The 26,222-nt window shown below is 61.4% G+C and carries 27 protein-coding genes and 3 pseudogenes; 7 read left to right on the top strand and 23 right to left on the bottom strand.

Annotated elements, in window-relative coordinates; genetic code table 11:
• The 11 genes and pseudogenes from ACX80V_RS21585 to ACX80V_RS21535 all read right to left on the bottom strand — a co-directional run.
• Window positions 1–177: ComEC/Rec2 family competence protein (locus tag ACX80V_RS21585; protein ID WP_485844867.1), on the bottom strand; the 177-nt coding region annotated here is incomplete at its 3' end.
• Between the two features lie 379 nt (window positions 178–556).
• On the bottom strand, window positions 557–1,372 hold the full coding sequence (locus ACX80V_RS21580) for a glycoside hydrolase family 25 domain-containing protein (RefSeq protein WP_485844865.1): 816 nt from the start codon (window positions 1,370–1,372) through the stop codon (window positions 557–559).
• Window positions 1,373–1,517: 145 nt separating this feature from the next.
• Window positions 1,518–2,068: pseudogene (locus tag ACX80V_RS21575) on the bottom strand (recombinase family protein).
• A gap of 732 nt (window positions 2,069–2,800) precedes the next feature.
• Window positions 2,801–3,460: a hypothetical protein gene (locus ACX80V_RS21570; protein ID WP_485844864.1), complete on the bottom strand. Its 660-nt coding sequence runs from the start codon at window positions 3,458–3,460 to the stop codon at window positions 2,801–2,803.
• Between the two features lie 122 nt (window positions 3,461–3,582).
• Window positions 3,583–4,446 (bottom strand): hypothetical protein, encoded by an 864-nt coding sequence (locus ACX80V_RS21565; protein ID WP_485844863.1) that lies wholly within the window; start codon window positions 4,444–4,446, stop codon window positions 3,583–3,585.
• Between the two features lie 100 nt (window positions 4,447–4,546).
• Window positions 4,547–4,891, bottom strand: coding sequence for a hypothetical protein (locus tag ACX80V_RS21560; protein WP_485844862.1), 345 nt, complete (start codon window positions 4,889–4,891; stop codon window positions 4,547–4,549).
• A gap of 90 nt (window positions 4,892–4,981) precedes the next feature.
• On the bottom strand, window positions 4,982–5,356 hold the full coding sequence (locus ACX80V_RS21555; RefSeq protein WP_485844861.1) for a hypothetical protein: 375 nt from the start codon (window positions 5,354–5,356) through the stop codon (window positions 4,982–4,984).
• On the bottom strand, window positions 5,347–5,625 hold the full coding sequence (locus ACX80V_RS21550; RefSeq protein WP_485844860.1) for a hypothetical protein: 279 nt from the start codon (window positions 5,623–5,625) through the stop codon (window positions 5,347–5,349). The genes ACX80V_RS21555 and ACX80V_RS21550 overlap by 10 nt, the downstream gene beginning before the upstream one ends.
• Before the next feature lie 87 nt (window positions 5,626–5,712).
• The gene (locus ACX80V_RS21545) at window positions 5,713–6,372 is read right to left on the bottom strand and encodes a hypothetical protein (protein ID WP_485844859.1); all 660 of its coding nucleotides are present in this window, start codon (window positions 6,370–6,372) and stop codon (window positions 5,713–5,715) included.
• 671 nt (window positions 6,373–7,043) lie between these two features.
• A complete protein-coding gene (locus tag ACX80V_RS21540) occupies window positions 7,044–7,973 on the bottom strand; it encodes a tetratricopeptide repeat protein (RefSeq protein WP_485844858.1) in 930 nt (309 codons plus the stop codon).
• A gap of 160 nt (window positions 7,974–8,133) precedes the next feature.
• Window positions 8,134–8,256, bottom strand: coding sequence for a hypothetical protein (locus ACX80V_RS21535; RefSeq protein WP_276203725.1), 123 nt, complete (start codon window positions 8,254–8,256; stop codon window positions 8,134–8,136).
• A 628-nt stretch (window positions 8,257–8,884) separates the two neighbouring features.
• Between ACX80V_RS21535 and ACX80V_RS21530 the strand changes: the two genes are divergently transcribed.
• The 4 genes from ACX80V_RS21530 (at window position 8,885) to ACX80V_RS21515 (ending at window position 12,127) form a co-directional block, all read left to right on the top strand.
• The gene (locus ACX80V_RS21530) at window positions 8,885–9,616 is read left to right on the top strand and encodes a response regulator transcription factor (protein WP_485844857.1); all 732 of its coding nucleotides are present in this window, start codon (window positions 8,885–8,887) and stop codon (window positions 9,614–9,616) included.
• A gap of 703 nt (window positions 9,617–10,319) precedes the next feature.
• Entirely contained in the window at window positions 10,320–11,561 is a 1,242-nt protein-coding gene (locus tag ACX80V_RS21525) for a PxKF domain-containing protein (protein ID WP_485844856.1), read from the top strand.
• Between the two features lie 114 nt (window positions 11,562–11,675).
• The gene (locus ACX80V_RS21520; RefSeq protein WP_485844855.1) at window positions 11,676–11,984 is read left to right on the top strand and encodes an SRPBCC family protein; all 309 of its coding nucleotides are present in this window, start codon (window positions 11,676–11,678) and stop codon (window positions 11,982–11,984) included.
• Window positions 11,942–12,127, top strand: coding sequence for an SRPBCC family protein (locus ACX80V_RS21515; RefSeq protein ID WP_485844868.1), 186 nt, complete (start codon window positions 11,942–11,944; stop codon window positions 12,125–12,127). Before ACX80V_RS21520 ends, ACX80V_RS21515 begins: the two co-directional genes overlap by 43 nt.
• A 255-nt stretch (window positions 12,128–12,382) precedes the next feature.
• Here the strand turns inward: ACX80V_RS21515 and ACX80V_RS21510 are convergent, their stop codons facing one another.
• Window positions 12,383–12,706 (bottom strand): hypothetical protein, encoded by a 324-nt coding sequence (locus ACX80V_RS21510; protein WP_485844854.1) that lies wholly within the window; start codon window positions 12,704–12,706, stop codon window positions 12,383–12,385.
• 238 nt (window positions 12,707–12,944) lie between these two features.
• On the opposite strand from ACX80V_RS21510, the gene ACX80V_RS21505 reads away from it, so the two are divergent.
• A complete protein-coding gene (locus ACX80V_RS21505; RefSeq protein WP_485844853.1) occupies window positions 12,945–13,100 on the top strand; it encodes a helix-turn-helix domain-containing protein in 156 nt (51 codons plus the stop codon).
• A 160-nt stretch (window positions 13,101–13,260) separates the two neighbouring features.
• Here the strand turns inward: ACX80V_RS21505 and ACX80V_RS21500 are convergent, their stop codons facing one another.
• Window positions 13,261–13,851: a CGNR zinc finger domain-containing protein gene (locus tag ACX80V_RS21500; RefSeq protein WP_485844852.1), complete on the bottom strand. Its 591-nt coding sequence runs from the start codon at window positions 13,849–13,851 to the stop codon at window positions 13,261–13,263.
• Between the two features lie 96 nt (window positions 13,852–13,947).
• Here ACX80V_RS21500 and ACX80V_RS21495 point away from each other — a divergent pair, with 96 nt between their 5' ends.
• Window positions 13,948–15,012: an LLM class flavin-dependent oxidoreductase gene (locus tag ACX80V_RS21495; RefSeq protein WP_485844851.1), complete on the top strand. Its 1,065-nt coding sequence runs from the start codon at window positions 13,948–13,950 to the stop codon at window positions 15,010–15,012.
• 264 nt (window positions 15,013–15,276) lie between these two features.
• On the opposite strand, the gene ACX80V_RS21490 is transcribed toward ACX80V_RS21495, so the two are convergent.
• From ACX80V_RS21490 to ACX80V_RS21480, 3 genes and pseudogenes are all read right to left on the bottom strand, one after another.
• Window positions 15,277–15,927: a recombinase family protein gene (locus tag ACX80V_RS21490; RefSeq protein ID WP_485844866.1), complete on the bottom strand. Its 651-nt coding sequence runs from the start codon at window positions 15,925–15,927 to the stop codon at window positions 15,277–15,279.
• A gap of 336 nt (window positions 15,928–16,263) precedes the next feature.
• Window positions 16,264–16,659, bottom strand: a pseudogene (locus tag ACX80V_RS21485) (hypothetical protein); the annotation flags it as partial.
• A gap of 273 nt (window positions 16,660–16,932) precedes the next feature.
• Complete coding sequence (locus tag ACX80V_RS21480) at window positions 16,933–17,337, bottom strand: MerR family transcriptional regulator (RefSeq protein ID WP_485844850.1); 405 nt, start codon at window positions 17,335–17,337, stop codon at window positions 16,933–16,935.
• Window positions 17,338–17,362: 25 nt separating this feature from the next.
• Here ACX80V_RS21480 and ACX80V_RS21475 point away from each other — a divergent pair, with 25 nt between their 5' ends.
• On the top strand, window positions 17,363–18,163 hold the full coding sequence (locus ACX80V_RS21475) for an aminotransferase class IV family protein (RefSeq protein WP_485844849.1): 801 nt from the start codon (window positions 17,363–17,365) through the stop codon (window positions 18,161–18,163).
• 248 nt (window positions 18,164–18,411) lie between these two features.
• On the opposite strand, the gene ACX80V_RS21470 is transcribed toward ACX80V_RS21475, so the two are convergent.
• The 7 genes and pseudogenes from ACX80V_RS21470 to ACX80V_RS21440 all read right to left on the bottom strand — a co-directional run bounded on the left by ACX80V_RS21470 (window position 18,412) and on the right by ACX80V_RS21440 (window position 26,157).
• Window positions 18,412–18,627 carry a diguanylate cyclase gene (locus ACX80V_RS21470; protein ID WP_485844848.1) on the bottom strand — a complete coding sequence of 72 codons (216 nt, stop codon included), beginning with the start codon at window positions 18,625–18,627 and terminating at the stop codon, window positions 18,412–18,414.
• Window positions 18,624–19,334, bottom strand: coding sequence for a GGDEF domain-containing protein (locus ACX80V_RS21465; RefSeq protein ID WP_485844847.1), 711 nt, complete (start codon window positions 19,332–19,334; stop codon window positions 18,624–18,626). Before ACX80V_RS21465 ends, ACX80V_RS21470 begins: the two co-directional genes overlap by 4 nt.
• Window positions 19,331–22,450: a PAS domain S-box protein gene (locus ACX80V_RS21460; RefSeq protein ID WP_485844846.1), complete on the bottom strand. Its 3,120-nt coding sequence runs from the start codon at window positions 22,448–22,450 to the stop codon at window positions 19,331–19,333. Before ACX80V_RS21460 ends, ACX80V_RS21465 begins: the two co-directional genes overlap by 4 nt.
• 734 nt (window positions 22,451–23,184) lie before the next feature.
• Window positions 23,185–24,421, bottom strand: a pseudogene (locus ACX80V_RS21455) (IS110 family RNA-guided transposase).
• Window positions 24,422–24,883: 462 nt separating this feature from the next.
• On the bottom strand, window positions 24,884–25,171 hold the full coding sequence (locus ACX80V_RS21450) for a helix-turn-helix domain-containing protein (RefSeq protein ID WP_485844845.1): 288 nt from the start codon (window positions 25,169–25,171) through the stop codon (window positions 24,884–24,886).
• 60 nt (window positions 25,172–25,231) lie between these two features.
• Complete coding sequence (locus ACX80V_RS21445) at window positions 25,232–25,627, bottom strand: SOS response-associated peptidase (RefSeq protein WP_485844844.1); 396 nt, start codon at window positions 25,625–25,627, stop codon at window positions 25,232–25,234.
• A gap of 368 nt (window positions 25,628–25,995) precedes the next feature.
• Window positions 25,996–26,157: a hypothetical protein gene (locus ACX80V_RS21440; RefSeq protein WP_485844843.1), complete on the bottom strand. Its 162-nt coding sequence runs from the start codon at window positions 26,155–26,157 to the stop codon at window positions 25,996–25,998.
• Between the last annotated feature and the right edge of the window lie 65 nt (window positions 26,158–26,222).

The raw sequence follows: 26,222 nt of genomic DNA, 5'->3' as shown, positions 1-26,222 counted from the left end.
TGAACCCATCAGCGCGGCGCGCAGGACGCTGGCGTCCGGGCCCACGAGCACCACAAACATTGCCAGGCCGGTCAGCGCCAGTCCTGCCGCGGGCAGCCGGGGCAGGCGGGGCAGGCGGAGGCTGCGTGCAGCGATCAGCAGTGCACCCAGGACCAGGCTGCAGTTGGCTCCAGACATAGTTCAGTGCAGGGGTGAGTTTCACCTATGCAGATTGAGGCGACGAACCGTAGGAAGGATCGGCTAATCAACGCCGTAAGAGACCGTCGCAGTTTTCGCTATAGTCTCTTGCCGTCCGCGAGCCCTCCGGACCCTTGCCCTGATCCACGGCTTGGACAACATGAACAAGCACCGCTCTTCGGCCGACGTGCTCGCACTGCCCTCGGGTCTGCTTCCAATGAGGTTGAAGTCTTGGCCTGATGGCGGTAGGCACCCTGCGGGTTATGCGTTCGATGGCGGCTTTGGCTTGGGCGTCGGTGAAGTCGTCGGGGTCGAGGGTGCGGCCCACATTGGCGGTAGTGACGAATGCGTTGGGGTGTTTGGGATGAAGGGGCGCTGCCTACGGGCAGGAGTAGTCGTAATCGAGTCCGGCCGACACATACTGCGTCACTGATACCGGGCTGCCGGGCGTCAGACCGGGCAAAGAACAATTCGACTTCGCTCCCCGCAGGGTCTTGGCACCTGCAAGCCAGCTTGGCAGCCCCGTGAGGGGGCTACTGGATGGCACGGTCCCGGCGATGGTTCCCCACTGATAGCCCGTCGAGTAGATCCCGACACCGGCGCCCGCAACTCCGGCAGTGATGCTCTTGAAGTAGGCGACCATCCCTTCAAGGTCCGCCCGGTTCAGGTCGGTACCGGTCTGCCAGCTATTGCCCGTCTCCACATCCAGCCACCAGAAATACTTGCCGGGGCTCGCCACGCCTCGGATAGTAGCGTCGTCATAAGCCTTCGCGTAGCCGTACATGTATGAGCAGGCGAGGTCGACTTCGCCTTCGCATGTCCCATAGGGATTGGCAACCTCCACGTTGGGGTAGATGTTGGACGACGGCCACCAAGAGCCCGCATGTCCTGGGTTGGCAGTGTTCACGTATAAAGCAACCTTGGGCTGCGCAGTTCCCCCGGTAGAGCGAGCGGCCCAAGCGAGTTGCTCAGAGAGGCAAGGGTTGGTGTTGTTGGCCAGTCCGCCGGTCACGCCCACGATCGCGAATGCTTGCCCGCTGGGAAGGATCTTACCGCACTGGGGCCAGGAAACGTCGTTGCCCACCAGGTCCGTATTTCGGGGTGGCGGAGCCGCTGCCAGCGGAGCCATTCCTGTGACCAATAGTCCAAGAAGTGCCAGGAACGTGCATGCCATCTTCATCCCGAAACGAGCCATGCCCAATGGTACGTCTGCTTTCTGAAATGAAACGCCGATGAGGCCCTGGCGTTCAATCGATCGTCTGTCAGTTGCGCTCGATAGGCTTCCGTCATTTAGGGTTCGACGGCGGTCGCGCAGCAGGGGCGGCCGCCGTCGCCTTCGGTCAGAGTTGGACTGGTTGTGGGCGTTGGAGTTCTCGGTAGACGGTTGCGCGAGAGACGTCGAAGAGTTCTGCCAGTTCGGTCTGGGTGTGCGTGCCGGCAGCGTGGACGGCGAGCAGGTGGCGGCGTTTGGCGGCCGTGAGTTTGGGTTGTTTTCCGCGTAGTTTGCCTTTGGCTTTGGCGACTGCCATGCCTTCGCGGGTTCTCATTCGAATCAGATCGGCCTCGAACTCTGCGACCATGCCGAGGACGTTGAACAGCAGCCGGCCGACGGGATCGTCGGGATCGTAGATCGATCCGCCAAGGCGATATCACGGGCGTCTGGAAGAGATCGCGCCAGGCGGTCGAGTTTGGTGACGACAAGAGTGTCACCGGAACGCACAGCGGCCAGCGCTTCGAGGAGTCCCGGCCGGGTCCTGTTGGTGCCGGTAAGTCCGTGGTCAACATGGACGTTTTCAAGGGCGACACCGAGGGCAGTGAGGCCTTCCCGTTGTGCGGTGAGGTCCTGGCGGTTGGTGGAAACGCGCGCGTATCCGATTTTCAGTGCAGTCACTGACGATTCACGTCGGCTGGAAACTCCGCGTGCTACCGCTAGTTTGCAATCGGGAACTAATCTAATGCATGCGCATAGAACGCTTGGCACGTTGGACAATCATCATCGTCTTGCTGGCTGCTGTCATGGCGGTCATGGGCGGCATCATTTCGGCCGTGATCTGGAGCCCAGCCCCCGAACGCGAAGTTCCTGCGCCAAACCCCTGCCCGAGTCCACCATGTTTTGGCGGCGCTGACGGACCCCTAACCCTTGAAGACATGCCCGTAGTGATTCCAATGGCACTTCTTGGCACCGCGGCACTCCTCGGCGCCCTTGCCTTCCTGCTTACCTTGGCCACTCCACGGACGCGGAATCGGCGCGGCCTGATACTTGGCGCCCTGGCAGCTGCAGGCCCCCTTGTCGTTTTCATAGGAGGCGAGGCACTACCTCACCTACTCAGCCCCTGCGTACCGGCAAATCTGTGGGGAGCTGAAGCTCCAGGATTCTGCGAGCACGCGCCGGAAGGCTGGGATCTTCCAGGCCGATGGCATCTCCTGTACCACGCACTCGTCGGCTTCTTGCCACTGTCGCTGCTACTGAACTGGCGTTGGAAAGTTTCCGCAGGCCGCCAGCCCACAAGGAAGCATCTCGGATCTTGAGGCAACGCCTGCGTTGACGCCGAGTCTTCGGTGAACACAACATTGAAGTCGTTGAACGATGCGGGACTGACTCCTGATCGCGATTCAACGACATTCAGGCGTAGGCGGCTCTCTCGTTGCGGAGACTGAAGCCAAGAATGATCCAGCCTGCACCGAACAGGGCGTATAGGCCGGTCCCAAATACGTGGGGCAGCAGCGCCAAGGCGTAAATTATCGTCCCCACAGGAAGTGTGGCCATCCCGATGACGCCCAGCAGTATCAGTTCGAGCACTAGTAATCGCTGATGTCCTTCTTGCCTATTGCTGTCTCTTCCCACGCTCAGTCCGGCCAGGAACAGGGCCAAGCCAAGGATTGGTGCACCAAGGCGGAGACCGCCCGTTGTCAGGGGATCGAATTGAATTATCTGACCCGCAGCCGCGACGAGGCCCAAAAGAGACGCCAGCAGCGCAAATACCTGCGCCGCGCGCTTCAGCCCGGTGCGTGCGGTGCGAAGGGTGGTCAGGTACGAAAGGGCGGCCCAGGAGGTCAACAGAAGCGCCAGAACACCAGGCAGGTTGTACAGCAGGAACAATTCAGTTCTGAGGATCTGGGAGTACCCAAGGTCGTCCCGGAATGTGACGTCCAACCCCAAGGGAGTCAGGAACCGGAAGTATCCGAGGACGACCCACAGCACGGCTCCGACAAACATCGCCCAGAGGACGCCAGGGCCGTGGCCAAGCATCTTGTTAGCGAGGTTTCCAGTTGAAGCTTTCATTGAAGGTTCCGTTCAGGCAGCCCGGGAGAGCGTGGCGCTGGATCGTGGGGGTGTACAGCTAAAAAGTGTCATCCTCGAGGTCCTCTGACGCCGCGGACCGGATATTGCCATGCGACTCACGCTTAAACAGACACGATGAAAACTACCGAAGTGATGAACGCCGGCAGGGCCAGGAGCACAGCCAGCCCAAGGAGCGCTCTGCCGGGCCAAACGTACGTGCGAGAAACCCGCCCGTGATGTCGGCCAGTCGCCACCCCCGGCCACGCCATGACTAGGAGCACACCGACCAGGATGAGGACCGCAGCGGGCGGAAAAACCACAGTCGTCAGAACAGCCGTCAGAAGTGGCAAGTATGCCGGGACGGCCCGGCGCGAGGGCAGGGGAAGCCGTTGGCTGTACCAGCCCGCCGCGGCTGCCACGATTGCCCCCTGCAGCACCGCAAGGACGGTGAACAGCAGTACCGACAGACAGCCAGGGCGAATAAGAGTGAAGTCGACGTTGTCGGGTCTGAAGGGTTCAACACCGGCACCGAACACGATGAGCCCCAGGAGTCCTGCCAGCGGCCCGGACAGTCTTCCCGAGGGGAGCCAGCGGTAGATGACCAGGTAAATCAGCGCTGCCACGAATCCGGTCGGCATGCCGGCGAATAGCAGTAACGCCAAGGTCCCGTCAGGGGTTACAAGTCCGACAGTGGCTTGAGCGTCCGTAATGCGGCCTTGCGCCGAGTCCGGGGAAGTTTCCGCCAGAATACGCATCACTAAACGGCCACCGGGCCATGCCATGAGCAGCCCGGAGATCAAAGCCGCAAAGCAGCCAAGATTGGCCCACCAGAAGTATCGGCGAACTGCAGCAGACCGGGCCGCGCGGTGGTTCGGGTATGCCCCGTCATTGACCGGCGGCTGAATGGTCTTGTCGCCCCAGATGACGATAAGCCACGTCCCGGCAAGGAAAAGCAGCGCGGATGCCACGACGATGACTTCAGTCAATGGACGTCCTTTGAGGCCGGGGTGATCAGAAGATAGGAGCCCGGGTCGGCCCGTGCGGGGCCGGCCTCGTATTCAAACTCAGGTTTCTGCCCTGTCGCTCCTACCGGTTGACGAACTCGCCAGGGCATGCCGCCAAGGCTGCCGGGCTGCCGAGCACGTACAGCGACAGGTTGTCTCCGGGCACTCCCCGGTGCACAAGAAGGTGCAGCGGATGTGTCAGCCCGTCGGCCTCAACGATGTCTACGTTGGGATTGCCCGCGAATACTGCGGTGGGGAGGTCCACATGGGACTCGCCCGAGCCTTCGGCGAGAACGATGCATTCACCGCTGCCCACGACTTTGACGTGGGTGTGGTCGGCTTGTGACGGCACCGCTGTTCCGAGGAGCAGTAGCGCTGAGGCTGCCGCTGCGGGTACTGCCAGTCCGATAACCTTGTTGATATTCATGACAAGTCCTTTCAATTCTCCAGATGATTAGGGTCGGAAAAATTTGGTTCAGGGGATGACAGTCAGTCCTTCGTAATTCCGCAACGCGTGTTATGCATGCTGAGTACGGACGGGCGTGCCGTCTTGTGTTGGGTGATGACGCGCCGCAGACAACAGGAGGCCGCCCAGGACCATCCACGTCAGCCCGAAGGGAATGACAAAGAGAATGCGATCGTCCTCAGCGTTGAAGCCAAACAGCAACAGTGATGTCAGGACCACCAGCGCACCTGACCAGGCAGGCAGCACCCGGGACCACATCAGTCCTGCGCCCGCGACTGCGAAGGACAGCATGCCCACGAGAAGCCCGGGGAAAACGGCCAGGACGTAGACCAGCGATGAGTCTCCTTGGAAGAAAACCGCCGTGACCACAACTCCCAAAACCGCAATCAGCCACGAGGCTGCGGCGATCAGGGTTGCTATCCGCACGACTCTCGCTCCCTGCCTTCAAAACGGTACATCCGGAAGAGACCAACTGCCGTGGCAATTATGAGGCCCAGTGCCGCAAACATCAGGGGTGGTCCGGCTTCGAGGTAACTGACCACGCCGGCAGGTTTCAGTGCCATGATGATTGAGTAGGCGACCAGAAAAAGTCCGCCCAGACCTGCGCAAATAGCAATTCCGCGAACAGTGCCTGGATTTGCTGCCCCGGATGCGTCCGGCGTATTTCCTCGTCCATGCGCCGTTGGCTGTTCCATGACTCTTCCTTTCAATTGAGTTCAGTGGTTGATGGCAAGGGCCGGAACTTGGTGCCGGCTCGCGTTGAGGCTTCCCGTAATGGGCCCTCACACATGCTGAATACGGGCGTGCCATCTGCTGCTGGAGGATGCGGTCGTCGACCACAGCAAGCCGCCCAGGACCATCCAGGTCACTCCGAAGGGAATGACGAGGAGAATCAGCTCGTTCTGATCGTTGTGGACGAGCAGCAGTAGAGATGTCAGGATCAACATTGCTCCTGCCCATGGAGGCATAACCCGGGACCTCATCAGTCCTGCGCCAGTGACCGCGAAGGCCAACATGGCCAAGAGAATGCTGGGGAAAGCAACTAGGAAGTACACCAGCCCTGAATTGAAGAAGACGTTGTTGATCACGAGCCCTAGAATCCCAACCAACAGTGAGGCTGCAGCGATGAGGGAGGCTATCCGCACTATTCGCGCTCCCCGGCCCTCGAAGCGGTGCATCTGGTAGAGACCCAACGCCGTCGCAATCATCAGCCCGATGGCCGCTAGGGCCAGGGCTGACTCCAATGGCCCCGCTGCGCGGTAACTTTGACCGACACACTCATCGGCGATACAGCCCCGCGGTTTCACGTTCATAAGGATTGCATAGGCGACCAGCAGAAGCCCTCCGGTCCCTGCAGAAATAGTAATCCCTCGAACAGTGTTTAGATTTGCCCCTGATGCAGCGGGCATGACCTCAGATTCCCGCGGCGATGGCTTTTTCATGATTCTTTTCCTTTCGATTGCTCCGGGCTTCGCCGCAGAGTTCGAGCTGCGACCGGAAGAAGGGTCTGCTGCTCCCGTCCTTGGCTTTCGCCTTCCTCTTCCTTGTGTGAATTCCTCTAATTTCGATGCAACCGGCACTATGTTCTCCCGGCGGGACGAGACTATCGGCCCCCCAAGGAACCGTCGGTTCGCCGGAATTTCCCGAACTCGGGCGAACCGACGAGAAATTCGATGAGGTGGTCTGCCTCACAATGAACCTGCAACGCGAGATTCAGCATGATGTCCAAGTTCATTGACGCCCAGCGCCTGACGGATTCCGCGCCAAGGCGATGCGGTATATAGCGATTTTGGAGAGTGCGCACAGACATGGCGTCCTACTTTTGTTCGGCCAAGTCGCGGGCGTCCCAGCGCCAACCGTGAGATGATCCGATGTATATTCAGGCATTTGAGAATTCACGCCAGCAACGGCATGAATCTAGTGCTTCTGAGATTGGCCCGACCGCTAGGTTTTGTCAATACGATTGCGTAAGCACCTATCGCTGATGATCTTCCCGCGCTCCTGAAGTCCAGTTTCACTTCTGCCCAGGCGAGGAATTCACGACACTCGCCCAATCATTAGGAGCTCTCGCTCGCTTGATTCTCATTTTCAACAAGTCCTTTAGATTGTAGTTTCACTTGGAAATAGCCATTGCGGCACGACTTCGCCTCCCCGCGCACATCTGCGTCTTCGGATGATCGGGGCCAAAACAGGCCTCAAAAATGGCCAAGGCCTTGGCGTAGAGCATTAGGCCTTCCGCCGTGAAGCCTTGCTCGCACCGCAGTGAGGCGAAGTTACAAAGCACCTCACCTATCTCGACGTGGCTTCCGCCGAGCGTACGCTCCTTAATATCCAGGGCCCGGACGAAGTAGACATTGGCGGCGTCTAAGTCACCGGCCTCCTGATGGATGCTTGCCAGGTTATGGAGCTGGACTGCTACCTCGTAGTGCTGCGGGCCGTAAAGGGACTCCCACATTCCAAGGGCCGTTTCCAGAGACTGCTTGGCTTCCTCAAACCGGCCCTGGCCGGCCAGGACTGCGCCAAGAACTGACAGGTCGGCCGCGATTCCGGCCCTGTCGGGAAGCCGGCCACCTCGGCGAAGCTCCAGTGCGGTACGGATCTCAGGTTCCGCTTTGAGGTACAGGCCCTGGATGTGCAACAGGCCGGCGAGGTTGTGATGCAAACTCGCCAATTCAGGTGCATCCGTACCCAGCGTGGTCTCAATCAGTAGTCGTGCCTGGGCGTAATGATGGACCGCTCGTGGGTAGTCTCCCGTGGTTTTCGCAAGTATCCCCAATGCGTTGTGGGCCCCTGCGGTGCGTAGCGGCTCGGTACCGTTCTGCTCGGCGAGAGCGCAGGCATGACGCAGAGCTTCCAGGGCCTCTCCATGGTGTCCGGCCTGGCGCAAGCTATCCCCGAGTCGTGTGAGAACCTCTGCCAGCCAGGTATCCCGTATCGCGGAATTCGGAAAGTCTTCGAGGACTGTGGCAGCTTCGGTCAGCCAATCAGCGGCTTCTCTGAGGTGTCGTGACTCGTCGGCAACTGAGGCGAGGGTGAGGATCATTGTGACCCTTTCGATCACGTGTCCAAGGGTTGGGTCATTAGTTGGGAGCCGCCGCAGGGCCTGTTCGGCCAAGAGCCCGGCTCGCTGCATGTCGCCCGAAGCCAGGGAATTGAGGGCCAGACGGTGCAATCGCCTGGCCCTCATCCTGCCGAAAGGCATGTCAGCCTACAACGGGCTCGGAATGATTGGTCAGGGCAATTCCTGCCATGGCCGGGGACGCTGCTGCGACTGCCAAACCTACGGCAGCCGCAGCTGCGAGGATCAGGCGCTTGGTTCGCTTCATGATGTTCACCTCGTTTCAGAATGGATGGATCTAAGGCTCAAGTTCAGGTTCACAATGATTGCTCAGGACATACCCGGCCAAGGCTGGTGCTGCAGTGAACGTTGCCAGGCCGACAGCTGCGGCAGCTGTGAGGATCAGACCCTTGGTTCGATTCATCATGTTGTTCACCTGGTTCTTTGGATAGGGATGTATCGGTGCGTTCAGACTCTGTCGGCTAGGGCAGCAGCAGTATCCTTGCTGGTACTTAAATGACTACAAGAGCCCAGCCCCGTGACCTCGTCCGCATCCTGGTGCCATACTCTCTTCCCATGGGCCGGCCGATGGTGCCGCTGCGATTCAGTGGAAGGGACCGGGAACTGGAGGAATTCCGGTCATTGCCGGACCAGGCGCGCGCTGGTTACAGGACGGCCTTGCATGTGAAGGGTGAGCCGGGAATCACGGACCACTCTCCTTTCCCTGATTTGGCGGCAGCGGCTCGATTGATTTCAGCTACATCGTCCCGCTCTGTTCGAGAATCAGTAAATACGCACTTGTACGTATAGGCGGCCAGTCCTAATCTTCTTGTACAAATAGGTGGGGGTCAGCCGGCCCTAACCTTTCCGCAGCCCGCCCGCCCCAAAGGGGAGCCATGGACCCTGCAGCCGACTTCGCAGCGCAACTGAACCACCTCGGGGACCGTGACGCCTATCTGGACGCCGCCAGCCAATTCCTTCTGAAGCTCTTCCCGTCAGACCACGCAGCCTGGAGTTCCCTGGACGCCCGAGCAGGCACGGCGGAGGTAGTGGCCTACCCTCACTACTCCGGCGCCAATGTGCAAAAGATGATGCTCGATATGTACGACGAGCATCCGTTCGCCGCCAGCGTCCAAACCGACGGCGTGGGCGGAGACTGGCGTCCCCGCCGCCTGAGCGACCTGGTCTCTGACCTCGAGCTGTACAGAACCCGCGCCTTCCAAGAAGCACTCTCCATCGTAGGCGTGAATCGGCAGCTCGTGCTTTTCACGGCCGGATGCCGCGTCGACTACTTCCACTGCTGGACCATGAACCGCTGGAACCATGACTTCAGCGACAACGACGCCTCGCTCGCCCAGCAGATCCAGCCGATCCTGCAACTGCTCGATTCTGCATACGCGGGGGGCAACGCACACAAGGTAGCGGAGACAGCGAACGCAGAGGCCTATTCCCTGACCGCGCGCGAACAGCAGGTCATGCGCTTGCTCGGGCAGGGCCTCAAGGCGACCGGGATCGGACGCCTGCTCGGGTGCAGTCCCCGGACCGTCGCGAAGCACATCGAGCACGCCTACACCAAGCTCGGGAGCAACAACCGGGTGGACGCCCTCCGCCGCCTCAGGGGCGAGTGATGGATCCCGCAGCCGATCTCGCAGCGCTCCGCCAAGCCCAAGTCCCGATCATCGGACCTGCTCAGCTTCCTCAAGTGGCGTGCATCGGGCACCCATTAAGAACACGCGCAGCATGTGCACGCAGAGCGAGGCCACGAACAGCAGGGCCACCCAGTGGTGGACCTTGCGCCGCAAAGGGCATACGTGCCTCATAAGTAGGTCTCCGCACTCGATTTGTGAGGAGGTCCTTGTGGAGACTTCAAGGGGAGGATTGTCTTGGAATAAGGATGCTCCCGCCTATTCTCCGGAGAACGGTTTAGGCGTACATTTGCCACGAGAGTCCGTCAGGAATCCATGAACGGACTGGGGGAGTTCACCCGTCGATTAGTGAGTGAGGTGTTCCATGCCCAATTTCAGACGGCCCAAAGGCCGCAGAGGGAATGTAGTTCTCAATACCATTGTGGTCTCTGTCTCCCTAGCAATATCGGCTCTGGTCGCACCGCCGGCTTCAGCGACTTTCCGAGGCGACGATGGACGACTGGCCTTCGTCCGCGCATATGATGCTTTTGATCGAGAGCCTCCCCGGGAGATCTGGACTATGAACGCTGATGGGACAGACGCGGTTAGGCTCACTGAAGGCGGCCAGACATTCAACCCCACCTGGTCGCCGGATGGGCTGCAACTTGCCTTCCGCGACTTCTCGGACAGAGTCAGGGTCGGGGTAATGAATGCCGACGGATCCGCAAGAAGACTCATATCCTCCGAGGACATCGACGATGGCCAGGGTGGCCTGACCTGGTCTGCCGATGGCACCCGCGTCGCGGCGGCGCAGGGCGGCGACATATACGCATTCGACGTCGCCACAGGGACCAAGACAGCAGTCGTCACCGGTGTCGACCATGACTTCCTCCCGGAGTACTCCCCTGACGGCAGGCACCTGGCCTGGGTTCAAGTAACAGGACGGATCTCCAACCCCTACTCCGGCAGCATCATCCTGATGCGCGCCGAGGCAGACGGCTCCAACCCGGTGGCGTTGTCCGAGATCATCACCACCGGCCCATACCCACACCCGGGTCAACCGCACTGGCATCCCGATGGCGAAAAGCTGGAGTGGGAGTACCGGAACGGGGAGACTCTCCATCACACCCGAGTAAGTGTGGACGGCATCCTCTTGCAAGATGTGATCGACTCGCAGACGAACGGGTGGCAGCCCTCCCCCCGGGGCGACAGGTTGGTGATCAACTCATTCGCCAGCGGCACAGGCCGCAATTATTTGGCGTCTCTGGACGGGACGATACTGTCTGCCCTGCCCGAACCGCCAGCCGGCTCGCAGGACTGGGAAGTGTCTTCCTGGCAAGCGCGGACCGATTCCCTCGCCCCTATCGTGGAGATTGAGTTTCCCGCGGAGGGAAGCGAAACAGTACTGGGCAGTCCTCTCACAGCCGCCTACACGTGCGCAGATGAAGGCGGTGGTTCAGGACTGGCCTCCTGCACCGGCACGGCAGACAACGGCGCGGCACTCGACACATCCGCGGTCGGTGAAAAAACCTTCACCGTCACCGCAACCGACAACGCCGGAAACACAGTAACCCGGACAATCTCATACAAGGTCGTCTGGCCATTCAGCAATTTCGTCGGGTCCGTTGACCCGCTGCCGACACTCAATGCCACCAAAGCCGGAGGTGTGGTTCCTGTCAGGTTCTCCCTCGGCGGGGACCGTGGCCTGAACATCCTGGCCGCAGGCTCTCCAACATCAGCACAGATCAACTGTGACCTCTCCGCTCCGGTAGACCTTATCGAGGAGACGGCTGTGTCGCCCGGGGCGAACGCGTTGTCGTATGACGCTCCAACCGACCGGTACGCATACAACTGGAAAACCAACAAGGCCTGGAAGAACACCTGCCGGCACCTGACCTTCAAGCTGGCCGATGGCGCCAGCTACCAGGCGAACTTCCGCTTCAGCTGATCCGAAATCCCGCCCGAGACGGATAAAGCTAAGCGGCGGCCAGCCCGAAAGACAACACCCTCGAGACAAGTCAACGTCCCGGCACCTTATGTCAGGACTCCAGAAAGGAAGATCGTGCCTGTTATTGAAGAGACTGTGTTCATCCGCAGGTCCCCTGCCGAAGTTTTCGACTTCATGGCCGACCCCGCAAACTTCGCAGTTTGGGACAGCTCCGTCATCGAAGCCGAACAGGAGGGTGATGGCCTGCCCGGGATCGGATCCCGCACACGCGGCACCAGTAAGATCCTGGGGCGACGCATTCAGTGGGCTACGGAGGGCACAGAATTCGATCCTCCCAGGCGCATTGTCAATACAGGTGTCGAAGGACCGCTAAGTTCACAGTGGGCGCCTCGCGGGAACCCGTGGATGGCGGGACACATCTGACCTATCGGCTCGAAGCCGAATCGGGCCTGGGCGGCGTGTTCGGCAAGATGGCCGATTCGGTCATCCAACGAGCCCGAGCACGGACGGTCCGGGCCAACCTGGAAACCCTGGCCGAGCTCCTCGAAAACCATTCTCAGGCGTAATGAGCAGGATCATGCCAACTCCCCTGAAGCCTGAAGATTTTCAGGCCTGCCTCACGCACCGCCGCACGACGATAGCCACCGCTGCAGGTCCGTTGGAGTACGCCGACCGGGGTTACGGTGAGCCGCCGATGTCATCTAAGTTGCCAAGGACTTCGCAGGTCTCTTCTCCATGACGGCGTTTAGCATCCACAGGACTCCTGTGGTGATTCCCAGCAGTATCCCGACGGCGCTGGCGAGGATCAGGTGTGCGACACGCTAGTCCTCCGCGGTTCCGCCCAGGTTTCCGATCCAGATGCCTGCCGCCCACGCGATGGTGGACGCGGCGGTCCATATAGCCCCGGTCCTGGATGTCCAGCGCATGGCCCACCACTGCAGCGCCCCGAGGAGGAGCCCGCCACCCAACGCAAGAAGGGCCATGGCATACCGGTCGGAAATCACATCGCCGATGACGTGGGCAAACCACAATGCCGGTGCCGTACCGACCAGCCACCTCCATGACCCCAGATGCACCGTACGGAGCATCAACCACTGCGCACCACCGACCAGAAGACCGGTCGCGATGCCATTGACAGCACCCACGAATCCTTCAGGGTAGAAGAATCCGTCTACGGTCGGAGGGCTTCCTGAAAAATGAAAGATCAATCCCGAGAGGGCGAAGGCAGCGGCTGTACTTGCTACCGAGGGCGGACAGGCGCAGTACATCGAACACCCCCTTCCGCCGCGTTCCTCCGAGGACCCGATGGCACGCCTGCTCGAATGGTCTCTGGGCCGCCTGGGTGAACCTCTCAATATCGAACGCCTAGCCACCCAGGCGCACATGAGTCGCCGAACCTTCATCCGCGCCTTCCGGGCAACAACAGGGACAACACCTTCCTCCTGGATACGCACGCGACGGCTCGACGCTGCCCGGCGGCTGCTGGAAACCACGGACCTTTCCATAGACCAGCCGACTGCGGCTTTGGCAGCGCTGTAACCCTCCGACAGAACTTCGCAAAAGCCTTCTCCACCACGCCCACCGAATACAGACGCCACTTCGACGCACAGCTCAGCCCCGGACCCGGACGCTGATTCATGTCAGACCCAACCGCCTGCCCAGCAAACCGCAACGTTGAGACTAGGTATAACCGCCACAGTCAGCGTGCAGGAGTCGTGTCCCGTTTGCGCGCGTAGGCGCGATTGGCCCGCTGCCTGGCACCGCATCGAGTGGAGCACCAGTGCCGCCTTGCATGTGTTCGGACCATAAACCGGTCGCATGGTTCGGCCGCGCATTGCGCGATGCGATGCGCGTCGGGTCCTGTCAATAACGCAGCCGCGTCCTCCGCGATCTGCGCCATCGCGTGGGCGACGAGTTGTGTCAAAGGATGGCTCGCAACCCGGCGCAGTCCTTCATCGGGCTCATATCGCAGCGGGGCGGCGGTAGGCACCGCGGTCAGGGCCTGATTGACCCCTTCCAGGGACTCAAGACCAGGTGCGAGGCCCTCGGTGTGTGACGCCAGCACCGCACGCAGATGCCCTCTCAGGTCGGTGAGCTGAAGCTGGCAGTACGCCAGCAGTCCGGTGCCGTCGGGCACGAGGTCATGCCTAATGAGCCAAGCAGTGGCACTTTCAGGATTGTCGAGTTCATCGGCCAGCTGCCCGCCCGGGAGCGTAACGACGCTGTTGGCCAGTGCCAGGCACAGGTGCTCGGCGGTTCCAGGAGCGGTGGGAAGTGGGACCTTCGTCATGTACTCACGGTATCATTTGCAATTTAACGTGATAGCGAACTAACGTGGATTATCACGTCAAAGTCATCCCGATACCGTGATAGATGAGGCGGTTCCATGATTCGTTCACGTCCTTCCGGCACCGCCCCTTTCGTCCTGTCGGTGCTCGACAATGCGCTCACGGGGGTCGGCTGTTCGGCCCGGGAAGTCTTCGACGACGTCATTGCACTTGCGCAGCTGGCCGACCAACGCGGGTACCAGCGGTTCTGGATGTCCGAGCATCATGCGATGCCCGGCGCCTCCATACCGTCACCTCAGCTCATGGTGGCCCGGCTTATCGGCGAGACCGAACACATCAGGCTTGGCGCGGGCGGAATCATGCTGCCCAACCATGTTCCCCTGGTGATCGCCGAACAGATCGGCATGCTCAACGCGCTGGCCCCGGGAAGGATCGATCTCGGCCTGGGCCGGGCCCCTGGCACCGACGGAGCAACCGCGTCGGCACTACGGCGTCATCATGCGGCAAACGATGACTTTCCCGAGCAAATCAGGGAACTGCTCGGGTTTCTTGGAAACGACTTCCCACAAGATCATCCCTACCGGGATGTCCCTGCCGTGCCGGGCCCTTGGCAGGCGGAGCAGAACCGGGTTCCGCAAGCCAAGTCCAGCGCTGATATCTGGATTTTGGGATCCTCTGTCTACTCGGCGCACCTGGCTGCACGGCTCGGTCGACCGTACGCGTTTGCGCTGCAGTTCGGCAGTGCCGATGTCCTCAATGCCATGCGGATCTACCGGGACTTCCGCCCGTCCCAGTTCCTGGACGAGCCGTACAGCCTAGTCAGCGTAGGAGCGGTTGCTGATGAAGATCCAGTTGAGGCGCGGCGCCAGTCCGCAACGTCGGCTATGGCAATGCTGAGAATGTTCCAACGCAAAACCTTTTCACTCCTTCCTCCTGCAGAGGTCGAAGCCTTTCAGGCCAACGTCCACGAGAGGGAGGTCCTTGAGGAATACACCGACCGTTCGCTTCACGGAACGGCAGCAGAAGTGGCAAACGGGCTGGAAGAGCTTCATGACCAAACGCGTGTCGACGAAGTAATGCTGGTCGTCCAAGGGCACTCCCGCCCTGCACAAGCACGCACAGTGGAACTGATCGCGGACCACTACAACATGCCGACCATGTAATGCCATGCCTGGCTGTCGTCGAACCGTCCCCGTGACACGACAAGCCCAGGGTGGATTGGGTGTCCCACTTCCTTCAAACCGGAACACCCTTAAGTGGGACACTCTCCCGATCTGGTGTCAGTTTCAGAAGTCGTCTGCACTGGATTCCGCGGAATTACGGGGTTTGTGCAGACGACTCCTGACACGGAAGCGTTCGAAGTCGCGTGCACCAACCGTCAGTCTGTCTGAAGTCGCCTGCACGAACCGCCGCCGACGTTAGGGGCTTTAGGCGTGCTGCTGGTTCTCGGCGGTCAGTGTCTCCGGTGATCGGGGCGGCAGGTAACGGTAGAGGCTGGAGCGGGTGATACCGGTGGCTTTGACGATCTCGGAGATGGACCGGTCCTCATTGTCGCGAAGGTGTACTGCGTAGGCGAGTTTCGCTGGATCGACCACGCTGGGCCGGCCGATCCTTTTGCCCTTAGCAGCAGCAACGGCACGCGCGTGGGCTGCGCGTTCGATCGCGTACGTTCGTTCCATTTGGCCGAAGAGCGCGAGCATCACAACTGCCAGCTGTGACATGGGATCCTCCGGGTTGGCGGAATCAACCCGGATCGGGTCAGCCAAGTTCCGGACTCCGACGCCCCGACCGGCCAGGTCGTGGATCAGGTTCAGGGTGTCGCGGACGGTGCGGCCCAGTCGATCCAGAGTGTGCACCACGATCACGTCCCCCTCGCGGGCCTGGTCGAGTGCTTCATGAAGTCCGGGCCGGTTTGTGGTGGATCCGGATTTCTTGTCCACGTCAATGTGCCGGGCAGGGATGCCTTCGCTGCGCAATGCTTCGATCTGCCGGTCGAGGTCCTGTTTCGCGGTCGAGACGCGGTGTTCGCTATCCGGAAATTTTGGACGTCTCTTGCCCCGGTGGGGGACCGCCTGAATCCGCCGTTCCCCAAAGGGACGCCCGAACCCTAACTCCAGCGGCTGTCCGCGAGGCACTCCGAATGCAACAAAGGGAGGCGTCGAAACGGTCGCTATTGACTCGTTCATTTTCCTGACTACGAGTCGGGATCTGGGTGCCCTGTCGCGGGCCGGGCGTTCGGGGGCTCCCTGTTTGCTGGGATACCGTTCCCGGACTAGTTTCCAATTCAAACTGCCGTCTGTCACCGAAGGCCTAGTGAAGAACACTGGTCGTCCTGTTCGCAGGCTCGTCAGCGTTTCGTCCAGGAGTTCTTCAACGGATGGCCAGATGGCGGGGCGCCAATCGGCCTCGTCCTTGAAATACTCGCTGACGCAGCCGTGTTGCCGCCCGGACCTGAGATCGACGAACAGGTAGTCGCCGGCCTTGTTGTTGTCTGCGATCGGCAGGAACGAGGAGATGAACATCCAGGCGCGGGTACCGGCTTCATCAAGTTCAACGTCTGCTGGGTCGTAGGGTTTATGGGGTTCGGGCACAGGAACGCTGCTGTGGGCTTCTCCGATCGCCCGGAGATTTCGGGAGATTGGGGAACTTTTTCTCCGCTCGAATTCTGCATTGAAGTCCGCCCCGACCTGCGCCCAGATGCTGAGCATCATTTGTCGTTCTTTCTCAGCTTCTTCCAGGGGAAGTGGGCGATACCTCGGGAGAATGTTCCCCGCCGTTGACGGTTCTGCACCGTCGAAGAGGCGATACATGGTCGACAGATCGCTGGGCCAGCCGTTCGGCGCGGCCGGTTCAAATGAGCGGATCCGGGGTTCCGGTGCGGGTGCTCGGATGGTTTTGGCTGTTACGGGGGCGTTGATGTTCAGCCAGTTAACAATGTCGGCCCAGAGTTCCTGTGTCCCCATGGGGTGAATCTACGCGCCTTTGCCCTCAATGGACATGAGCGAGGCCAAGCATCAATACGTTCCTCGAGTCGGGCGCGGAGAGAATTCGGGCTTGAGCGAGGGTTCTTGCGGATTCAGGTCTTACGCGTCTGACGCCAATTGGTCGTCCGGTAAAGGTTCGGGAGCTGAGGCGTCGATGAGTCCCTGGAGCGACGCCCGCGTGGTGACGAGCGAGGCAATCCGTGCGTCATAGTCGCTGAGGTGCTCGAGAAGAACGGGGACAGCGCAGGGGTCGAGGCGGCCAGGCTCGTGGATGCAGTCCATCAGGTCACGGATCACACGGATGGGCAGTCCTACATCAAGCAGTTCACGTATGTACAGAACCTGATCAATGGCGCTGTTTTCGAACAGTCTCTGCCCGGCCGAGGACCGTTGCGCCGGAAGAATTCCTTGATTCTCGTAGTGGCGCAGCAACCTGCCGCTGACCCCGGTACGGGCTGAGAGCTCTCCGACCCGGAGCAAACCGTCGGCGCTTGCCTTTGTCACTAGTGTCAACTCCTACGTTGTAAGCATGATCTCCAAAACGTACTTCAACGGTAAGCCTGCCACCACCGACGACCTTGCCCCTCTGGTGTTCGCGGGGTACGCGCACTTCACCGCCATGCAGGTGCGCGATCGAGCAGTGCGGGGGCTTGATCTCCACCTCGACCGCCTGCGTGACGCGAGCGATGAGCTCTTCGGACGTCACCTGCCAGATGAACAGATCCGTGAACTCCTTTCGTCGGCGGTAAGGTCCACACCGCCCGACGTCTCATTGACTGTCTTTGTTAGTTCGCGGCCCGGGGAATTCATACGAACTCATGGGAACGTTGAGCTTGACGTGCTCACAAAAGTCACGAATCCGGTCACGCCGTCAGCTGAGCCACTAGCCCTTGATGTCGTCTCGCACTCGCGGCACCTTCCGCACGTCAAGCACGTAGGCGAAGTGGCGAAGACCCAATTCCTTCGCCACGCTAATCAGCGCGGCTTCGACGACGCCATGTTCGCCGACGCCTCTGGGTGTCTCAGCGAAGCCACAATATGGAACATTGCGTTCTGGGACGGGCAATCGGTGATCTGGCCGAAGGCTGACGTTCTACCCGGCATCACCATGCAAATCCTGAAGCGCCAACTGGCCGCCCGCGACGTTGACCAGGTCACGCGCTCGATCCGCGCAGTGGACTTAAGTGAGGAATTCGCGGGCGCGGTGATGAACTCGTGGAGTCCGGGCATCCATATTGCGCGCATTGCCGAGCATCCGCTTGGGGATACCCATGAGTTCACTCGCATCCTGCACGATGCATACGCATCGGAGCTACCTACCAACCTGTGAGTCGGCGGCCGGGAGTGGACATTTATCGCTGCGAAAACGACGCCATTTATCGCTGCGATTCACAGCGTGTCACCCTTTTTCGAGTGACCATTCTCGGGCGTTCCAGTTCCTAGGATGTGAGCCGGGCGCGTGGTCTTGTAGGGATCTGACAAACTGGCACCTCTGCAGTCCATCCAGCGCCTTGCACGCCGGGGCTCCGGTCATCGGCGGGAGCGGTATTCTAACGATCGTCGCCGGTATTGGGATGCTTAGGTGTGGACTGCATCCGAGACAGTGACTTTGTTCCTGCCTGTCGTCTTGGCCGCATACAGTGCCGTGTCGGCTTCTGCGAGGAGTTCTTCACGGCCGATCCTGTGGCCGGGCCTGTATGCGGATATCCCTGCACTTATGGTCAGCACGCCGGATGGATCGCCGGTGTGGGCGATACCGAGGTTCTCCACGGCCGCCCGGGAGCGTTCTATCACGGCCTTCGCCCGGACCATGACTGGTCCGGAAGCAGGAGAAGGAACTCCTCTCCGCCGTACCGGTAGATGCCGTCGCTTTGTCGGACCTGGCCGGCGAGGGCGTCAGCGACCGTTTTCAGCGCCGCGTCGCCTGCCTGGTGGCCGTAGGTGTCGTTGTAGCTCTTGAAGTTGTCCACGTCGCACATGGCCAGGCAGTAGTCGAGTCCGTACCGTTCGCTGCGGCGGTGCAGTTGCTGGAGATCTTCGGGCAGGGTTAGCCGGTTGCGCAGGCCGGTCAACGGATCGGTGCGGGCCTGTTCGGCCAGCATCCGGCGGTAGCCGGCCAGCTCGGTGTGCAGGGAGGTCACCCTGAGGGCCACGATCAGGCGGGTGTGCAACGTGAACGGGTCCAGCGGTTTGGTGACGTAGTCGTCCGCGCCGGCGTCCATGCCGGCCAGGACATCTTCCCGGGCTCCGAGCGAGGTCAGCAGGATCAGATATGTGTAGGAGGAGTCCTTCTCGGCCCTGCGGATGGCCCGGCAGAGGCCCAGCCCGTCGAGTCCGGGCATCATCAGGTCCGTGACCACGACCTTGGGTCGGTGGCTCTGGTAGAGCCGCCACGCGGCGTACCCGTCGGCGGCTGTAAGGCATTCGTGCCCGGAGCGTTCAACGGCCGCCTTCGCGGCCAAAAGCGACCCCGGGTCGTCGTCCACGACAAGGACCTTCATGGTCTTGCGGCCAAGGCGTACTCCAACGCAGTATCCACCCGTGCAAGCTCGGTCCGGAGCCGGGCCAGCAGCTCCGGACCGGGTTGGCCACCGGGTTCGCGTCCCAGCTGCTCCAGTTCCTGGCATAGTGAGGCCGCGCCGCTGGCACCGATATTGGCTGCGGCGCCTTTGAGTTTGTGGGCTGCTTCTTCGAGGCCTTCTCCGCCGCCATCCACAGCCTGCTGGAGGGCAGCCACGCTGGAAGGAACACCGCGCCTGAAGGCGTCGGCTGCCGCGGGCAGCAGCCCGCGCCCGTCTGCCGGTCCAAGGTCGCGCAGGGTTGCCAGCCGCGCCGGGTCCACCGCTGGCGGGCGTCCCGCAGTGGGTGTGGTCCGGGGCACCCATCTCGCCAGGGCTTCGTCCAGGGCGGCTAGGTCCACGGGTTTGCTGAGGTAGGCATCCATGCCGGCCGCGAGGCAGCGCTCACGGTCTTCGTCCTGGGCCCCGGCGGTCATAGCGATGATGGGCAGGCGTGCCGGGTGGTCTCCCCTGCCCCGGATGGCCTTCGTGGCCTCGAAGCCGTCCATGACCGGCATATGGCAATCCATGAGTACGGCCACATAAGAGCGCGCGGCGGTGGCTGAGACTGCTTCGGCGCCGTTGGCGACGACGTCGGCCTCGTAGCCGAGTTTGGCGACCATTCCCCGGGCGACGAGCTGGTTCACTTCGTTGTCCTCTACCACCAGGATCCGGCCACGGAAGGGCACGTCCAGCCGCGCAGACCTGGCCACTGCCGGCGACGGCACGGCCGATGAGGTGCCGGCCATGAGGCGCATGAGCCGGTCGTAAAGTTCTGAACCGCGCACGGGTTTGGTAAGCCATTCACGGATGCCTGCCGCGGCCAGATCGGACTTTGCGACCTGGGATGTGGAGGTCAGCATCATGAGCCGCATACCCTGCAGGGCGGGGTCGGCGCTGAGCTCGTGAGCGAGCTCCAATCCGTCCATTTCCGGCATGCACATGTCCAGCACGGCGATGTCGTACGGTTGCCCGGTGGCGGCCGCGGTCCGGGACCGGTCCAGGGCGGTGCTCGCGTCCGCGACGGCATCCGGCCGCATCCCCCACGCGGTCAGCTGTGATTCCAGCACGAGCCGGTTGGTGGCATTGTCATCCACCACCAGCACCCGCAGCCCGGCCAGCAGACGGGCATTCAAAGGCTCCGGGTTCCCCGCATGGGCTTCAGCCACGGGCAGGGGGATCGCGAACCAGAACGTGCTGCCCGCACCCGGTGCGCTGTTCAGACCGATCTTCCCGCCCATCGCTTCGGTCAGGCGCCGGCAAATCGCCAGGCCCAGCCCGGTTCCGCCATACCGGCGTGTGGTGGAGGCATCGGCCTGGGAAAACGAATCGAACAGGCGCAGATGATCCGCGGCATGGATGCCGATTCCGGTATCAGTGACCTCGAACCGCACCACCGCCTTTCCTGCGTCCTGTTCCGCGACGTTCACGCGGATGGCGACCTCACCTGACGCGGTGAACTTCACGGCGTTCGAAGCCAGGTTCAACAGGATCTGCCGGATCCGGCCGGCATCACCAGCCAGCCGCTCCGGAACCTCCGGCCGGCAGTAAGCGATGAGTTCCAGACCCTTGCCCTGCGCGTCTTCGGACAGCAGCGCGGCAACTTCCTCTACAAGGTTCCGCGGATCAAAAGAGGTGACATCCAGATCAATTTTCCCCGCCTCAAGCTTCGAGAAATCCAGGATGTCGTTGATCAGGGTCAGCAGGGCCCCGGCCGCCGTCTGAACTCCTTCGGCGTATTTGCGCTGCGTCTCATCCAACGGTGTGTCCAGGAGCAGCGCTGTCAGACCGATGACGCCGTTCATCGGCGTCCGGATCTCATGGCTCATCGTCGCCAGGAACTCGGACTTCAACCGGCTCGATTCCAACGCCGCCTCACGGGCGGCCGATAACTCCGCTTCTGCAGCCCTTCGAGCGGTGATGTCCCGCCCGATCGTCGCGATCCCGCGAATCCCGTGTTCGCCGCGGATAGGGGACACAGTCAAGGACACGGGCACGATGGACCCGTCTTTCCGCACCCGCTCCGTCTCGAAGCTGCGGGCCACCCCACCGTCCATGACCGCGGCCATCACTTCGTCCTCTACCGTGCGGTGACGATCCGGGATAAGAATCCGAACGTCCCGGCCCATCATTTCGGCGGCAACATAGCCGTACAGTCGTTCGGCCCCGGGGTTCCAGCTGGTGATAAGGCCCTCGGGCGTCTTGCCAATGATGGCGTCCGCTGAGGATTCTACAATGGCGCCCAGGCCCTCGAGCTGCGCGAGAGCCTCCCGCGCCTGGTCTTCCGCTCGGCGGCGTGAAGTCACATCGCGGAAACTCCAGACGCGGCCGACAATCTCTTCCCCGACGAGTTGGGGCCGGGAGTACCTTTCAAAAGTGCGCCCGTCACGGAAGTCCAGCACGTCCAGGCTTTCGGCGCCGGGATCGGCGTACAGTTCACGCACCTTGTCCACGAAACTGTCCGGATTGACCAGCTGATCCAGGACAAAGGCCATCACGCTGCCATCGTCGTGGGAGTCCAGGAGCTCCGCCGGGATGCCCCAGAGAATGGCGAACCGCTCGTTGGAACCGGCAATCCGCCCATCGGCCGTCACGACCAGAATGCCGTCCGCGGTGGACTCCAGGGTGGCGCCGAGCAACGACAGGGCCTCACGGAGTTCCGCGTCAACGCGGACGCGTTCACTCACATCCCGGATGGAGGCGACGATCTTCATGCCGGGTCCGGCGCCGAGGGGAGCGAAGCTGATCTCGATGGCAAACTCGGTGCCGTCACGGTAACGGCCGAACAGCTTCATGTCCGTTCCTGCCCTGCGCATCCCCGGGTCGGTGGCGAAGCGGTCGCGGATGGCGTCGCCGTGGCCATTGAACCGCGCCGGAAGAAGGATTTCACAATGCCTGCCCAGCAGCTGGCTCCGCGGATAACCGAAGAGCCGCTCGGTGTGGGCATTGACGAACGTGATCCTCCCGTCCCCCTCAATCACCAGCAGAGCATCCGGCACGGCCTCCACGAGGTCCCAGGAGGAACCGAGGTGATCCACCGGCTGCGTTTCGTTTGTCATTTCGGCCCCAGTGCTATGGATGACAAGGCCGCCCCACACCCGAGGACGTCCGGGGGTGCCGGCACGGCCCTCCCCATGCACAGGCTATACGGGCACGGACCCGAAAGCACCACAGATAGGGCAGGCATTCCCGAAAGTGTCGTGAGGTGCCAAGTCTTGCAGGCCCCAAAACCTCAAACGGGCGTATGCCGTTTGGCTGAGCAGCGGTTTGGCCCGTGCCGACCGGCTGGTGCTCACAGGGGCAACCCGGAGGCGTGCTGCTGCGGAACCGGCTCGTCAGGACTCGATGAAATCCTTGAATCTGCGCAGCCTCGAGTTCAATCCCCGTCCCCGTCCGTGACGCTGAACAGGCGCCAGACGGACCAACGGGCTTCCCGCTGCAGGTGAAAGGCCCGGAGCCGGAACAGGGCGGCAGTCCGAACCTCGCCACGCCAGTTTCCTGCGCGGTTGGCGTCTCCTCGCCGGAAAGCCGCGAAGATCTCCCCGTTCACCCTTCCCTACGGCTGAACCATTGGACGGTCTCAGTGCCCGGCTCCACCGCCCAGATCAGGTCGTCGTAGCGCACGCCCAGCGGCAGGCCCCTACGCCGACTCAATTGGCCAAAACGTAGAGGACTGGCCAATTGTCCTTCAGGTGCCAATTGGGGCTATCTGTCCTTGCGGCCCGGGGATAGGCGTGCAGAGGACTTCCGACGTTCCGTGCAGACGACTTCTAGTACGAAAATAGACGCCAGGTTATGCAACCGCCGGTGTGAGGTTGACATCGTAGCCGAGGGTTTTGAGCTGACGGATGGCCTTGGCTTTGGCCTGTTCAGGTTCCCTCGTCAGGTAGAAGTCCGCGCCAGGATCCTTGTAAACCTCACCGTTGGCGAGCATGTGCCAGGTCGCGGTCAGGATGACGTGTTCGATGGCGACGATGGCTTTGACCCGTCCGCGCCGGATGGCGATCCGTTTGTATTTGACGCTGACGTAAGTGTTTTTGCCGCGGGACGCGGCCATCGCGGCGATGCCCAGCGCGCCCTTGAGATATTTGTTGCCGGGCATGATTCTTGTCGATTTGATCCGGCCGGCGGATTCGTTGGATCCCGGGCAGACACCGGCCCAGGATGCCAAGTGTGCGGCCGTGGGAAATACGCTCATGTCGCCACCCGTTTCGGCGATGATCACGTCAGCGACGAGCGTTGAGACACCAGGGATCGTGCTCAGCGCTTCCCTGGCCGCACGAAAGGGCTCCATCGCCGTGTCGATCTGTTCCGTCAGCACGGTGATAGTTCGGGCAAGCTGATCGATGCGGTCCAGGTGCAGCCGGACCATAAAGGCATGATGCTCGTCAAACATGCCGGTGAGCGCTTCGGTTAGTGCCGGGATCTTCGACCTCATGCTGGCCCGGGCAAACTGCGCGAGTACCTGGGGATCCCGTTCCCCACGGATCAACGCCTCGAGCATCGCCCGGGACGATACCCCGGTGAGTTCACTGACCATGCCCGAAAGCTTGATTCCCGTGCTCTCGAGGAACTTCTCCAGGCGGTGGAGCTCCCGGGTTCTAGTCCTGGACGGTGACGGCACGGGCCCGCGTCAGATCCCGCAATTCGCGGACAGGCCCGGGCGGAACGAACGAGGCCCGCAACAGCCCGTGCGCGCCAAGCTGCGCCAGCCATGCCGCGTCGGAAACGTCGGTCTTGCGCCCGGGCAGGTTCCTTGCATGTCTGGCGTTGACCAGCATGACCGGCAGGGACTCCTCGAGCAGATAGTAGAACGGCTTCCAGTAATCGCTGGTCGCCTCCATCACTACGACCGTGACGTTCTGTTTTTCCAGAAACCGCCGTAACTCCAAGATCTGGTTTGTGGTGGATCCCCAGGTGGTGACTGTCGAGGTGAACTGGCCCAGACGCTTGCCCGGGACTCTGATACATACTTTTGCGTCGCGTTTGGATATATCCATCCCGACGGACCGCTCATGGACGATGTCCATTGCCGTGGCACTTTCTGAAATTGAAGGGATATGGGCATGTGACTGCCGCGGAGAGGGCAGGGAGTAAATCAGGAATCTAGCACTCGTGCTCGAAGCAACAATCCACGGTTCCCGTGGAGCCCTCCACACCACGCTGAAAAACGGGCTCAACTACGGCACCAAGAAGTCACGGCGTTCACCGCAGCAGACGTTAACATCATGTAGCCGTCCCCGCCGTCAAGCTACAGCCGGTAGGCCGGCCGCCCCCTATTTTCGACCCCCACGGCGCGGCAGCGCCCCTGGACCGCTGAAAATGACATCTGGACCGGGGCATCCCCGTAACCTGCCTGTCCCGGATGTCGTCCCAAAAAGTGCAGCATAACCGTGAGTCACAGTGATGCCTTTCGGTACAGAGCACACATGCAGATGCGCTGCACGCCAGGTAGGGAGGGCTGGGGCAGGTCGGGTGGGAAACTGGATCTTTTAACTGTCGATGGGAGTATCGCCTTCCGGGAGCTGTCCTGATGCGGTGCTCTCTGCGGTCTTGGCATATGCGGCATCGATGTAAGCAGCCAAATCATCTTCCCGCACGCGCCAGACGTTGCGTCCACCGAACTGCGGCGCCCGCAACTCACCACTTTTCACGAGCGCAAAGATAGAAGGCATGCCGAGGTTCAGGATCTCCTGGACCTGCTCAAGGGACAGCATCCTGCGAAAGGACATCCGTGCCGGGACCTCTATCTGGTTCACTTCTTCCGCCTGCTTTCCCATCGCTGCGTGTCCTCGTTTCGGTGCCGGGTTAGTTATGGTGCCATTGAGTACCACATGAGTTTATTTGGCGGCAGGCTCGACGGGTTCGATGAGCTCGGGCCCATTGTTCCCCGCGCTTTTAACCCGCGGGCTGACGATCCGAGGTGTCAGGGTCGGTTCCGGCAAGGAGTCCAGAAGGTGTTGGACATCGTCCTTGTCGGTCAAGTCCGGGTCCAGCCATTCAGCAAAGCGGTCGCGCGGGATGATGACTGGCGATCTGTCGTGGACGTGTCCCAAGGCGTCCTGCGTGGTGGTGGTCAGCACTGTGCGGCTGAGCAGCCACCGGCCCGGGTCATCCTCGGGCAGGTACGGATCAGCCCAGAACTCATAGAGACCGGCGAAGCCCAACAGGGGCTCGTTCTCCGAGTACAGGTGGAATCTTTTAACCGTCCTCGCTTGCGATCTTTTCCAATGCACGCCGAGAGTTTCCCAACTCGGTGTCACTCGCTGTCTTTGAGTTGTTGACGCTGCATGCTCAGGGGAAGCGTGACGCTGCCCCTGCAGCGGCGCTAATTCTCATCGCGGACCATGTTCAGACCGAGGAAGTGAAGCGTTACGAGCCGTCGATCCGGGGCAATGCCCAATATCTGGCCAATCTCAGAAAATTAAGCCAACCAGCGGTAGTGACAGCGTCGGTAATGCCGCCCACACTGTGTAGCTGCATGACGGGCACAGAGGTCGAGACTGCGTACTCAAAGCGCGCTGCTGAGTACATTGCCAGATTTGGGTCGGTTGAGTCCTTGCATCCAGCTGATCGGAAGCTCATAGCTGACTGGGTCGCACCTCTAGAACGCCGTGCGCACCTGGGCGCGGACATGGTCCATGGCACGGATGCCGAGGTATTCCTCCGGTCCGCCCACCAGGACGATTTCGGCAGGCGTCACGTCCCGCCAGGTGGCCGTATTGGACGCCGGAGTCCTGGTACGTGTGGTCTGGGCTGCGGCCATGGTGGATTCCTCCCGGAAATTCTGGTGCAGTGTCTAAGCCTGCCACGGTGGGCCGCCGCCACCAA

The sequence above is a fragment of the Pseudarthrobacter arbutini genome (assembly GCF_054510915.1).
The sequence above is the reverse complement of the archived record's forward strand: the minus strand, read 5'-3'. Positions and strand labels throughout refer to the sequence as shown.

Coding starts and splice junctions, on each gene's coding strand:
- ACX80V_RS21580 (WP_485844865.1), bottom strand. CDS start 1,372: ATGGCTCGTTTCGGGATGAAGATGGCATGCACGTTCCTGGCACTTCTT.
- ACX80V_RS21570 (WP_485844864.1), bottom strand. CDS start 3,460: ATGAAAGCTTCAACTGGAAACCTCGCTAACAAGATGCTTGGCCACGGC.
- ACX80V_RS21560 (WP_485844862.1), bottom strand. CDS start 4,891: ATGAATATCAACAAGGTTATCGGACTGGCAGTACCCGCAGCGGCAGCC.
- ACX80V_RS21550 (WP_485844860.1), bottom strand. CDS start 5,625: ATGGAACAGCCAACGGCGCATGGACGAGGAAATACGCCGGACGCATCC.
- ACX80V_RS21545 (WP_485844859.1), bottom strand. CDS start 6,372: ATGAAAAAGCCATCGCCGCGGGAATCTGAGGTCATGCCCGCTGCATCA.
- ACX80V_RS21540 (WP_485844858.1), bottom strand. CDS start 7,973: ATGATCCTCACCCTCGCCTCAGTTGCCGACGAGTCACGACACCTCAGA.
- ACX80V_RS21535 (WP_276203725.1), bottom strand. CDS start 8,256: ATGAAGCGAACCAAGCGCCTGATCCTCGCAGCTGCGGCTGCCGTAGGT.
- ACX80V_RS21530 (WP_485844857.1), top strand. CDS start 8,885: ATGGACCCTGCAGCCGACTTCGCAGCGCAACTGAACCACCTCGGGGAC.
- ACX80V_RS21525 (WP_485844856.1), top strand. CDS start 10,320: ATGAATGCCGACGGATCCGCAAGAAGACTCATATCCTCCGAGGACATC.
- ACX80V_RS21505 (WP_485844853.1), top strand. CDS start 12,945: ATGAGTCGCCGAACCTTCATCCGCGCCTTCCGGGCAACAACAGGGACA.
- ACX80V_RS21500 (WP_485844852.1), bottom strand. CDS start 13,851: ATGACGAAGGTCCCACTTCCCACCGCTCCTGGAACCGCCGAGCACCTG.
- ACX80V_RS21495 (WP_485844851.1), top strand. CDS start 13,948: ATGATTCGTTCACGTCCTTCCGGCACCGCCCCTTTCGTCCTGTCGGTG.
- ACX80V_RS21475 (WP_485844849.1), top strand. CDS start 17,363: ATGATCTCCAAAACGTACTTCAACGGTAAGCCTGCCACCACCGACGAC.
- ACX80V_RS21465 (WP_485844847.1), bottom strand. CDS start 19,334: ATGAAGGTCCTTGTCGTGGACGACGACCCGGGGTCGCTTTTGGCCGCG.
- ACX80V_RS21460 (WP_485844846.1), bottom strand. CDS start 22,450: ATGACAAACGAAACGCAGCCGGTGGATCACCTCGGTTCCTCCTGGGAC.
- ACX80V_RS21450 (WP_485844845.1), bottom strand. CDS start 25,171: ATGGGAAAGCAGGCGGAAGAAGTGAACCAGATAGAGGTCCCGGCACGG.
- ACX80V_RS21440 (WP_485844843.1), bottom strand. CDS start 26,157: ATGGCCGCAGCCCAGACCACACGTACCAGGACTCCGGCGTCCAATACG.